Source organism: Micromonospora sp. NPDC000207 (assembly GCF_040300925.1).
Taxonomy (GTDB): domain Bacteria; phylum Actinomycetota; class Actinomycetes; order Mycobacteriales; family Micromonosporaceae; genus Micromonospora.
This window is the reverse complement of the sequence record NZ_JBEPEQ010000067.1, coordinates 22478-34488: the sequence shown is the minus strand read 5'-3', so window position 1 is coordinate 34488 and position 12011 is coordinate 22478. Positions and strand designations below refer to the sequence as shown.

General features: G+C 66.5%; 8 protein-coding genes. 3 read left to right on the top strand and 5 right to left on the bottom strand.

What is annotated here, in order from left to right; translation table 11 throughout:
• Positions 1–368 precede the first annotated feature (368 nt).
• The 5 genes from ABT336_RS17525 to ABT336_RS17505 all read right to left on the bottom strand — a co-directional run bounded on the left by ABT336_RS17525 (position 369) and on the right by ABT336_RS17505 (position 4558).
• A complete protein-coding gene (locus ABT336_RS17525; RefSeq protein WP_350897661.1) occupies positions 369–689 on the bottom strand; it encodes a hypothetical protein in 321 nt (106 codons plus the stop codon).
• Entirely contained in the window at positions 644–1555 is a 912-nt protein-coding gene (locus ABT336_RS17520; protein WP_350897660.1) for a hypothetical protein, read from the bottom strand. The genes ABT336_RS17525 and ABT336_RS17520 overlap by 46 nt, the downstream gene beginning before the upstream one ends.
• 318 nt (positions 1556–1873) lie before the next feature.
• On the bottom strand, positions 1874–2284 hold the full coding sequence (locus ABT336_RS17515) for an Imm1 family immunity protein (protein ID WP_350897659.1): 411 nt from the start codon (positions 2282–2284) through the stop codon (positions 1874–1876).
• 79 nt (positions 2285–2363) lie between these two features.
• Positions 2364–3563 (bottom strand): pentapeptide repeat-containing protein, encoded by a 1200-nt coding sequence (locus ABT336_RS17510; protein WP_350897658.1) that lies wholly within the window; start codon positions 3561–3563, stop codon positions 2364–2366.
• A gap of 332 nt (positions 3564–3895) precedes the next feature.
• Entirely contained in the window at positions 3896–4558 is a 663-nt protein-coding gene (locus ABT336_RS17505; RefSeq protein WP_350897657.1) for a hypothetical protein, read from the bottom strand.
• A 212-nt stretch (positions 4559–4770) separates the two neighbouring features.
• Here ABT336_RS17505 and ABT336_RS17500 point away from each other — a divergent pair, with 212 nt between their 5' ends.
• The 3 genes from ABT336_RS17500 to ABT336_RS17490 are packed head-to-tail and all read left to right on the top strand — an operon-like array spanning position 4771 to position 11986.
• A complete protein-coding gene (locus ABT336_RS17500) occupies positions 4771–5970 on the top strand; it encodes a restriction endonuclease-related protein (RefSeq protein ID WP_350897656.1) in 1200 nt (399 codons plus the stop codon).
• On the top strand, positions 5967–9302 hold the full coding sequence (locus ABT336_RS17495; protein WP_350897655.1) for a pPIWI_RE_Z domain-containing protein: 3336 nt from the start codon (positions 5967–5969) through the stop codon (positions 9300–9302). The genes ABT336_RS17500 and ABT336_RS17495 overlap by 4 nt, the downstream gene beginning before the upstream one ends.
• Positions 9299–11986 carry an RNaseH domain-containing protein gene (locus ABT336_RS17490; protein ID WP_350897654.1) on the top strand — a complete coding sequence of 896 codons (2688 nt, stop codon included), beginning with the start codon at positions 9299–9301 and terminating at the stop codon, positions 11984–11986. The genes ABT336_RS17495 and ABT336_RS17490 overlap by 4 nt, the downstream gene beginning before the upstream one ends.
• The last annotated feature ends 25 nt before the right edge of the window (positions 11987–12011 follow it).

Sequence of the window (12011 nt, the reverse complement as noted above, 5' to 3'; positions counted from 1 at the left end):
AAGGGCCACGCCCTGCCACCCCAGGCGAACCCGCAGGTCGCTAGACTAGGCCCTCGCGCCCCCGTAGCTCAGGGGATAGAGCATCGGTTTCCTAAGAATCGTCCGACGTCTATGCATGCGCGATTGACCTGCGGATCGACACCTGTCTTCGAGTGAAAGCAGTCGATGAATGGCGCTGCTGTGATCGGCTGCTGAATGCCCGCCGCTTGAGCATCTTCCGGTCGCTGACTCGTCCGCTCCACCTCGCCGAGTGGGGCCTCCAAGGTCAGATCGTGCCGAATGACCCCACCGATGGCCACACTCTGGGCGAGCCGCCCGGACCTCATGGTGCAGAGGTCCGGGCTACTCCACTCACCGCCTCGTCGGGGTCAGGTTCTGGCGGTCGCGTTTTCGGAGGTGGCGCGGGCTGCGGCGATCAGTGACGCGCCGAGTTCCGCCGCTTTCTGGGGGATGAGCCGAACCGCCGCGCCTTCCCAGCAGCCCGACAGCAACGACGCGGCCAAGCCCCGGACCGTCGCGGGGTCCAACCCGTCCAGCTTCCTGTAGTCGGCAGTGCGTTGTTCCGGATTGTTGATCGCCAGCGTTACCGACGGCGGCTGGTCGCCGTCCCCGTCGGGCGTGTTGAATGCCTCAAGGTCGACCGTCACGACTTCGGTGTCGTCGGCGGCGTCGATGTCTTGGCCGTGCACGGCCAGGATGTGTCGAGTGTGCAGGCGGACGCCGTCGTCGAAAGACACGTCCCATCGCACCACATCGGGCACGGCGACTCGGTCGACGTCGTCGGTGGCAGCAGGTAGCCGGCGTGCGACCACGTCGCGAAGTCCACCACCGCATCCGCGGCCTGGTCCTCGGTGCAGTTCAGCTGTGCGGCCTGCTCGGGAAGACTCAGGCCCTGTCGAGTGAGTTGCTCGGCGACCACTCCGCGCAGCACGCTGATCTTCTGGTCGGCGGTCAGGCCATCGTCCTGGAGCACCTGGTCGAACACGACCCATCCGAGACCATCCCGTTCCGGCACGGGCGCTGGGCTGGCCGGTGACCGGGCGCCGCCGGTTGGTTGGCTGTCTCCGTTGCGTGCCGTGGTCGCGACCTGGCCGATTGCCGTCCGCACCTGTTCGGCCTCGTCTAGGGTCAGGCGCAGCACCGCGGTCGCGCCCTCGATCACGAACTTCACCACCGGCTCGACCGCGTCTGCGTGCTGTTCCAGGTCGATCTCCAGCTGCCGCGGCCGGTACGCCTGATGGGCGCACGACTCCCCAGCCGTTCGCACCGGATCGTGTAGCGACAACAGAACAGGCGTCCAGTCGTCTGGCAGGTGGAGCCGATCCTCGATGTGGTCGCCGTCGGCATGCTCAGCGATGCACCAGGACGGGCGCGGCCGTTTCAGCCAGTAGGGTCGATGCGTCCGACCGGCTATCGTGACCGCCTTCCTGAGCGATGTCGCGAGGTACCCGGCGTCCGCCAGGCTGAGCGGCCCCCAGGCAGACAGAACCACCTCGGTCGGCGAGCACTCTTCGGGCTGATCCAGGTGCTCCCGCGAGATGATCTCCAACGACATCCCATGGCCCTCGCCTGTTTCCATCACCAGCCGGGAGTGTCTCCGTTCGCGGTCACCCGGACCGCCCAACTTTTCCCCGCCGTGATCGGTGACGCACCACGACGGGCAGTTGGCGGGGTGTGCCGTAGGTGGGCTCGCAGCCTGGTTCAACGTGTCCAACATATTAATAAATTTGCAGACGTGAGTATGAGGTTGGCGGACTCCGTGTACGCCATGCCGGCAGTGCTTCGGTACACCCACTGGTCGTGCGGTGCTGTCGGTCGGACCTGAACGGCCGATCCTGCGCTGCCGGCCGACGCCACCCGGGCCGCCGTGCGACTACTCGCTGACGGCGGGCACGTGAGGCGGGTCGCCGCCGGTGGCGAGGAAGGTGCCTGCGACCTGTATGGCCGTCTCCGGATTCAGACACAGGTGTTCGACGGGGTATTCAGTGGGCACTCCGCCGAAGTCGAAGCGGATCCCACGAGGCGGGGTATCCACGGACCGGTCGCGAAGGTAGCCACCGTCGTCGGCGATGTGGACCGCGAAGGCGTGGGTGGGGTGGCCGAGCCCGACCTGAAGGCCGGGCGGCAGGTCGTCGGGGTCGTGGGCGGTGTCGGCGAGGATGAATACCACGACGGGCTCGCCAGCCTGGTGGATCTTGCCCAGGAGGGTTTCCAGGGCGGTGGGTTCGGTCACGTCGGCTTCGTGGTTGTCGCGGTGGTCGCCTCGGTCGTAGGTCCAGGTCACCTTCACACGATCGCCTTTCCGTTGCCGGCGTAGGTGCGCCAGTGGCGTAGCTGTCCGTCATCGTCGCGTATGTAGAAGGTCAGTTAGAAGGGCGCTGGGATCTGCGCGGGCTCTGACCTCTGGCCGGTTGGGGGCAGTCGCTCGACTGCACGTCGCTCTTCGAAAGTCGCGACGGCATATTTAAAGGGACGTTCGCGGATTCGTTTAGCCGCCACATCTCGGATCCGTCGGACCTCACTAGCTCGTATCCTTTAGGCCATACATGCTTTCCGCCTCGAGGTACGCCTATCGCCTCTACTCCGCGAGCAAGTAGCGTTCCGGTGCTGCACTCGGAAAAAGAGACGGTGTCGAAGAACGACGCATCGTCGAATTCGGCTACCGACTTAAAGTGGGAGTTGTGAAATGATGAGCTCCCGTTGAATTGCGCACAGATAAAGCTGGTGTAGTCACTCACGGTGGTATTGGAAAAAGCGAAGTTCCCTTCGAATGAGGCGTCCGTTGCGTCGAATATTTCGAAATCGCCCGACTCGAAGTCGGTGAACCCGTGAAGGCGGGCCCGAAGGAGGTTCAGGGTGCGTACGCTGCAGCCATGCATAGAAAAGTCGAAGAGGTCGGCACCTCTAAGGTCTAGATCAAGGGGCCCCCAAAATATCGAAGACGCCGGCTCTTTATTTTCGTTCAAGCTGACACGAATCAGATGTTCGCGGAGCAGGATCTGCGCGGCGCGGCGCACCTCTAGCTCCTGCAGAAGCAGGGTATCTTTACTCAAGTCGGTCGAAACTCGCTCACCTCTAGCGAGTGCAAAGATGTTAGCCGCATCTGCGAAAGGCATCCTCAGATACGCGCAAATCAGGTTCGCAACTGTTTGCCGATGTGAAGGGTTCCCCTGCGCCAGTCGCTCTAGAGTGTATAAGGCGGCCATTCGAACAGCCGCCTTCTCCGAGCCCAGATGTTCCCCTGCTTTCGCGTAGAGTTCCGTAACCCTTTTTTCGGTTGCATCATAACTCGTGTCCTCCGCGATGCGCGCCTTGTTCTCTTGGTCTGCGTGGTCAACTCTTTCTTTAACATACTGTTTGCGAAGAGCAAGGAAAAGTGCAACAAGACCACCCGCTCCAGCGCCCACTCCAAGGATGTTGCGCACGACATCAACACGGAGTTGCGCACTGCGCACCGCCAGGTCGGGCGAATTGGGAACATCGGAAGGGATCTGCGTGGCTTCCCACATTACCCATGCCGCCACAGCCGTCACGGCCAGCGCTACAACGGCAAGAGCGAGCATATATGCTAAGTGGATTGGGCGATATTGCTGGTGCTGAGCGCCCTTTTTTGGCACTGATTCGTCTGCCGTACTTACCATGATGCTCCCTTGGTCAACCCCAACGTCCTAAACCCCTTCCGCCCGAACTTGCTGACAGAGTGGCCGCTCGCGAGCGGCCACGATGCCCAGGCGCAACTCGACGGGGCAATGCATTTGTGCTCGGACGATCGTGCCGCTGCCCTGGCGGGTCGTGATCACGCGACGGGCTCCCTTCAAGAGCCGGCAACCCCCAGTCTGGCTCGGCACGTGAAGCTGGCTCAGTGTCCTTCATCTGCTCTGTCCCCCAGGGTGAACTACCGCCTCTTGTGTTCCAGGCTGCCGCGGAGGTTCTTCGCGCCCACCTCCGAGACCCCGGCGTGCGCAAGGGCGTACCCCACGGCAGTATCGACATCGATGATCCCGGCGCGCAGCACGGCGTCCAATGCCTTGCGGGCGTGCTCACGCTCGTGACTTCCGGTCCAGTTGTTGTGTCCGCCGAAGAGCACGGTCCGGTCGAGGGCCTTCTGTGCCTCGGGGTCCAGCGCCGGTACCTGCGGATACAACCCAGACAGGTCCTCTGCCCGGGTCCCAGCCGCCCAACCGACCAGCGGGGTCATCGCACTCTCTAGGACCACCAGCGCCGATCCGCGTGCCAGGTCAGCCGCCTGGCGCAGCGACCGGGCGTCCGGGTGGAACGCCATCACAGCACCTTGAGGCCGGTTTCGGTCGAGCGGGTAGCTGAACCGGTAGCGGTTCGCCAGCCGGTAGACCGGGCCAGGGCCCCCGTGTGCCTTCGCCGCGTTGTAGAACACAACCGGGGTCACCCCATCAGCGGCAGCCTGCTCCTCAATCCACTGCACCGCAATCTGCTCGAGTTCCTCCCACCGCTTCAGATTCTCGTCGGCGTCAGGGATCCACGCGGTCACCCGCAGCAGGCTCGGGTGCTGTGGCCACGGATCGTCCGGCTTTTCGGTCATCCCACGCCCCCTTCGTCGGTCGCTCGTGGCCAAGCGAATCAGGAGGGTCCGACACGGAGCCAGCAGCCATACAGGCCGGGGTCGTCGAGGGCGGCCGCGCGGGAAGCCACGGGCGTTTGGGCCCCGGGAGTGTCAGGGGCAGGGTGTCTACTGGAGCTGTCGCCACTTCCAGGGCGAGAACCGGTCGGATCTAGCTGCGAGGAACGACTTCAATGGACGTTCATGCTCAGGCGCCTACCGTCGACGGGCATCCCGCACGGGTTCGGACTCCGGATGATGACTACCTGACGGTGATGATGTTGTCCGCTGGACTGGCCGGCATCGTTCAGCGGAGGAGGCAGGCGGCGGGCGGGGCGGCGAAGGAGGCGGGGTTGTTGCCGGCTCCGTGGCGGGTGGGCTTCTCGCGTCTGTGGTGGCGTTTCGCCGACCAGGGTCTGCAGCGGCTCGACAGCGACCTCGCCCTGTTGGAGCTCTGTGCGCAGCCGCTGGCGACGTGGCCTGTGCAGCTCGACCTGTCGATCACTGACTTGCAGAACAGTCTGTTGGCCGACGGTGACCTGACCGAGTTCGCGGTGCAGGGCTCTCGGCTCGCGCGGCACGACGTGGAGGCCGAGTGGACTGAAAACCAGGTGCACCTGGCACTGCGGGATGCCGCGGCCGCGAATGGCTCCTCGGACGAGGAGATCGGGGAGGCGTACGCGGTGCTGCGGCGTTACCTCATCGACCACGCGGTCGTAGCTGACCGGGAGGTCCGCGGCCTTGAGCGGCGTTTTCCGGCGACGGACAACAGCGGACAGACGCACGTCCATCGGCTGTTCAGCCTCGCCTACCACTCGAGGCCCGCCCGGGCGCCGCAGGAGTACCTCCTGTGCCCTTCGTGCCGCAACGTGCTGGCCGATCCATCGGCGTGCTGCGTGACCGCGGGTTGCCTCGGGGGTTCACCGGAGACGTGGACGGCCGTGCCGATGGCAGTGGTCTACGAGCAGCACCGGGCGACCCGCAAGTACATCCATGATCCGGGCCTGGTGGAGGCGCGGATCATCGACGCGCTGTCGGTCGACTCGCTGGCGCCGGTGGTCAGGGTTACGCCGTACCCGGGAGTCGACGCGCTGGACGTGTTGATCGAGTTCCTGCGCCCAGGGGCGAGTGGCGTGCCGGAGGTTGCCGAGACCTGGGGCGTGGACGCGAAGGACCAGGTCAGCGCGCGGCTTTTGGGCCGGGGATTCACCTGGCCGCAGGCACCGGTGTGCGACCGGCGGTACCTGGCGCTTCCCGCTCACCGGGCGGTGCAGCCGGGCTACATCAGCGACCTGGAGGCCGAACTCGAAGGGCGGGTCGCGGGCGTGCGCGTGATCGACGAGAACCAGCTGGTGGCTCGGGTCAAGGAACGGGTGAAGGAGTTGGCCGCATGAGAGAAACCTCGTCGTGGCGCGACAGCTTGATGAAGCAGATGCGCCGGGAGCAGTTCCCGGAAGCGGTGATGACTCGGGACGCGTTCTGCCGGGTCGAGCTGGGGCTGCACTTCTTGACGAAGCACTACCCGGGCGAGCCAGTGGGGGCGCTGCAGCCGCTGCTGTCCGGGTACGTCGACCTGCCGCCCGAGCTCATGGCGGCGTGCCGGCGGGTGCGGCACCGCATGGGTGACGTGGCACGGCGCGGCTACTGGCGCAGGCTGCTCAACCACTACCTGCGGGTGCCGCAGGAATGGCGGCGCTTCGACCGCACGGACGCCGCGGACGGGCAGGTCAACGACAACACGGTGTTCACCGTCGCGGGCTCGGCGTTGTGCCAGGACCGCGTGGCGACGTACGACGCGGCGCTGGCTGACCCCCTGCAGTACAGGCTGACCCCGCCCCGCCCGCCAGCGCCGGCCGGGCGGCGGTACGAGTTCCGCGTCGGAGACAGCGTCGAGGTGATCCACCTGCCGTCGACGCTGCCGCCGGCCACGCCCGTCGTGCGGCTTCCCCTCGTGCCCCGCCGGTCCCGGGAACCCTGGACGGTGTCGTTCGAAAAGGAGCTGCTGGAGACGGCGAGGGAGATCGACCGCAGGCTCGTCGGCAAGCCGCACATCACGAACCGGAACTGGCACAAGCGCCTGACGGAGAACATGCGCTTCAGCTCCGTCGACCGCAACGGCCCCGGCCTGGTCGACAGACCCGAGACCTTCGTCCTCGACGGCGTGTCCCACATCGTCGGGCTCATGAACTCGGGCAAGACCACCCTCACCGACGTGTTGGCGGTCAACCGGGTGCTGAAGCACGGCAACCGGGTCGGGATGGTCCTGGGCTCGGTCGGTGACGTCTACGCCAAGGTGTCGTTCCTCCGGTCGATCGGCATCGACGCCGTGCCCCTGATCGGGCGCAGCAACCGCGCCGAGCACGCCGCACGGTACTGGCGCTCCGCGATCGAGGAATCTCCCGTCCTCGTGCCCGACGACGACAACCCTGCCGATCCGGCTGCCGGCTACGCCAACGCCTCCTGCCTGCTGGAACCCTTCCGGCGCTCGGCCAACCCCGACTGGAAGCCGCTGGAGCCGAACGAGTTCCCGTGCCATGGCACGCTCCGCGACGCCGAGGCAGACGAGCCAGCCACCTACGACTGCCCGCTCCTGTCGATCTGCCCAGCGCAGAAGGCCCACCGTGAGATCGCCAACGCGCAGGTCTGGGTCACCACCGCGCAGTGCCTCATCGCCAGCCGCGCGGAATCGGCTGACGCGTCCATGCGCTGGTTCGAGGCCTTCCAGCCGCACACCGACCTGCTCGTCATCGACGAGGCGGACGCTGTCCAACAGGTGCTGGACTCCCGGTTCGTGCAGACCGAGCCCTTGGTGGCCGCAGGCAAGGGCTGGACGCACCGGATGGTCCAGTACACCAACGCCGCTCTGGACAACCAGAGCATGGCGCCGGCGGCCGACGACGAGGTCGACCGCTGGCACACGCAGCTGCAGATCCACCAGAACGCGGTCTTCGTCCTGAACCGGCTGGCCCTGTCGCCGCCCGGGCAGCGGCTGAAGGAGTTGCTCGGCGACGCGCCGTTCACGGCGCACTCGCTGTTGCGCCGCGTCGCCCGGACCCTGTTCGGGCTGCCCTCGCGCGGTGACGGGGACAAGCGCGTCGAGGACCTCGCCGACGACTTCTACCGCCACGAGCTGCAGGAATTCGCGGAGAGCCCGCTGAGCGAGCAGCCGCACAGCCTCGACGAGGTCGTCGCCCAGGTGACCCGCCAGCCGCGGACGGACGCCGCCGTGGCGCTGGCCATCGACGACTGGCTCGACCGGTGGCTGAAACCGAACATCAAGGCAGGACACGTACGCCGCGAATGGTTCGACCAGCGTCGCGGCCTGCTGCGCCTGGTCGTCGAGGCAGCCATCTGCGCCGGCCGCATCACCACGACCTTCTTCACCATGACGACGATGTACCCATCGGTGCGGGAACATCTGCAACTGCCCGACGAGGAAACCTTCTGGGCCGACCAGCCGCCACGCGACTACCGGCCGATCGTCCCAGAGGCCCCGATGGGCAACATCCTCGCCCTGCGGTGGGCCGACAGCCGCAACGGCGGCGCGTCGCTGCAACTGCTGTGGGTCCACGGAGTCGGCCGGTGGCTGCTACACCACGCGCACGACCTCCTCGCCTGCGAGGGCGTTCAGGGCCCCCACGTCGTTCTGACCTCCGCCACCAGCTGGGCACCCGGATCGTCGTTCTACCACATCCCCATCGAGCCCACCGCCGTGCTGCGCCCACCCCCCGAGGACGAGACCGCCCTGCGCCAATCCCACATGGCAGTCAAAGCCCAAAGGAACGGCGCCGACCCGATCTTCGTGTCCGGCAAGACCGGCAGCCGGCGCCACGACGCCCTGCGGATGCTGGTCACCGCGCTGTGCCAGCCCGTCGACGGCCGCCCGCGCAGCCTCATCGACGAGCTGCGGGCGAAGCTGCCCGAAGACCGGCGCAAGATCCTGTTCGTGGTCCTCTCCGGCGACGAGGCACGCACCGTCGGCGACCACATCAACGCCCGAGTACCCCAGCTCAGCGCGCGGATCGTCGTACCCGACGCCGCCGACCCCGGCGTCGGCGGCATCCAACGCCGTCTCGTCGGGCGCTTCGGCACCGGCGAGGAGGACATCCTCGTCGCCGCTGAGATGTCGATCCAGCGCGGCTACAACATCCTCAACGCCAACGACACCGCCGCCCTCGGCGCCGTCATCTACCTGACCCGCTCCCACCCGCCACCCTTCGACCTGGCCTTCCCCCTGTCACTGGTCAGCCAGCTGGCTATGGGCCACCTCCAACGGCCGCCCGCCGCAGAGCCCGGCGAAGTCGGCAGCCTCGTGAAGCAGCTCCGCTCCACCGCCCGCAAGGTCTGGTTCGACGCCATCGGACGCCCCATCCAGTTCCGCGCTCTCGACCCACAGGACCGGCGCGTCTTCGTCGCCAACAACCTCGTCCCCATGAGCCAAACCATCGGACGCAGCATCCGGGGCAACCAGCCGACCACCGTGCTGCTGTGCGACGCGGCCTTCGCCGAACGACTCGCCGACCCCGAGGAGAAAACCGCGGACACGGCGCGTACCAGCATCGTCGTGGCCACCGACCAGTACCTTGGACAACTGCTGGCCACGCCCGCCGACGGCGCGAGCCAGCACCGCCTGCGAGAGCATGCCGTCAACACCGCCGTGTGGGGCCTGATGGGCCACCTGGTCCGCACCAACGACCCCCTGGGATCGAGGAGGACTCCCCGGTGACCGACACCGAGACCAGCGAGAACACGGCCAAGCCGCCCCGCAGGACCACCGGCGACCACCTGCGGCTGCTCGCGTTCGACATCGAGCCAGGCGCCCGCTGGGACGTGGAGTGCGACGTCGCGTCGATGCCCGCCACCTGGTTCGCCGAACTCGACAAGCAATGGCGCGCGAGGCCGTTCGGCCGTCCTGGGCACTCGCTTCCCACCAGCAGCCTCAAAGAGCTCCTCTGCGGCATCGATCCGGCGATCATGTACGTCAACTGGGACCTGAGGTCGGACGACTTCATCGTTGCGTTCCCCGGCATCGACACGTACGTGGTCACCGACGCGATCGCCAGCTGGGCCACCACCGAGATCACCGACCAGATCGACTGGTACCACATGCTCAAACCGGCTGACCTCGTCTTCGAATGCCGCTGCTTCGATCTCCTCGAATACACCGTCCGCGCCAACGGCACCGCCGCGGTGGCCCCACACGTCTACCAGATGCTGCCCTCGTTCCTCGCCAAAGAGGTTGTGGACAACAAACTCGACCTGCTTGGTAAGACCCGGCGCGACTTCATCCTCGGGCCACCGAGAAGCGACGGCCGCCGCAGCGCCGTTCTCTGGCCGCCTCAGCGAATTGACGACGACCGCGCCGGCCCCGGACTCGTCACCGCCAAGATCGACTTTCACGTGGAGACGGCACCCAACTTCCCCGTGCCGCGCATTCACGCCGACGTCAGCATCAGCCGCTTCCCCCTCATGCCCGTGGCGTACGTGCCGTCGCGCGGCAAAGGCCCCACCTCAGCCACCATCTGGCTCCACGGGCCTCACGGCTTCCTCGGCCGCGACGACGAACCCCACACCCTGCTGTCAGCGCCAGCACGCCAGATGCGGATCCCCGGCGGCGGCTGGCAGTGGCAGTGGAGCCCCGGCCTCGCCCGTGCCCTCGCGAAACTCACCCAACTGTCGTTCCCCGACCCGCACAAAACCCTCGCCGACCCAGCAGCAGCCGCCGACCTGCTCGACGAACGGGCCATCCGCGCCTACTTTCTATACAGCGAAGGCACCAAAAGTCAGGCGGCGGACGCCGACGTCGCACCCAGCGTAGACGCCGATGGCAACGAAACCAGACGAGCCAAGACACTCGTACACGCCGCCAATACCGGCCTGGTTCCAGGAGACCACGTCGACGTCCAAGACAGGCTGCGCAACCTCCTCTCCCGGCGCGGGCTCCGGCCGCTACCCGACCTCGAGCGTGTCGGCTCCCGCGCCACACGCAAGATCAAAGCGGTGTTCGACCCCAATACCACCTTCACCATCGAGCTGTGGACGCAGAGCGACATCACTCGCGAGGCCGTACTCGCGACCCTGGAGCATCACTTCGAACTCGCACGCGAGTCCAACCCGGCTGACAACACTGTCTTCCGCTTCACCGGCGACCTCAATATCACCATTTGCCTGCGTAACGGTGCAGAGGTCGGCGTCGGCGTCCAACCCGACCCGGACAAGAAGAAGACCGACGACGCCATGCTCCAGCTGCACACCAACCGGCTTGCAAGGGAGGTCCTCGGCGGGAGCACCGACCGCCTGGGGGCCATCGTCGAACTGCAGGACGCTGCCTTCTTCCAACGAGCCAGGCTTATCGACCCGAAACCCGGCCTGAAGAAGGCCTTCGCCCGCACCAACCGTCGCCTGCAGTGCCTCCGGCCAGCCAAGCTGTTCACCGAGCCGAAAACCTGGCCCGAGAACGCCAAACGGAAGAAGCCCGAGCCCTACCCCGGCACACGGTTTGGGACCAGCACCATCCTGAGGGTGGCCTCTGCTATCAACGACTGCCTGCGCCAGCTCGGCCATTTCGGCCCCTACCAGATGCCCGTCGGAGTGCCCGACATCGAGCAGGTGGGGATCTGGCTACACCACGCTGGTCCCACCTGCATCCCGATCGTCATCCGCCAACAACCCGACGGCACGGCAACCGCCTACCTGCCCGGCGCAGACGGCAGCCCCTCCCACACGGTCCCCTACGCCGGCCTACCCGCTCTCCTTGCGGACGGCAAAGGGCGCATCGGCCCCGGTCGACAGCAGAAGCAGATCCTCGCCAGCTTCCTCATCAACGCCCTGGGCATCGGCGGCGTCGCCGACTCGGCAAGCCACGACCGCATCGTCATGGTCAGAGCGGCCGGATTCCGGAACTGGGGCTGGGACTGGATGCAGGACAAGCACCTGCGCCCCGACCAGGTCATCCTGCCCGGCGTCGACATCGAAGACGACGCTGATCTCCCCGAAAGCATCAGACCGGACAAGACACCAGGCCTGCGCATCGTCCGCGTCAGAGACCGCTCCAGCACCATGGAAGTCCCCCGCGGCTTCGCCCACGACCTCGACAAGCACCACCCCAGGGTCAGTGGACTGTTCCGGGCGAGCGAACGCGTCTACTACTCCGTCAACCCCAAGTCCGACCAGATGCAAACCCCGCACGGCCGCACGAAGCTCGACCCCGACATCCACACAAACTTCTCAGTCCAGGCGTCGAACCCGGTGCCCCTGGAGATCTGCGTCGCCCACCAACGGCCCGACGACGATCCGGCAGCCCTCGCCACTTTGGTGTCACTGCTGCGTAGAGCACATGCCCACACCGACCAGGCAACCAGATACCCCGGTGTTCTGCACCTCTGCTCGCTAGCGGACGAGTACCTGTGACGCCCCCAACCGACCTGTTGATCGC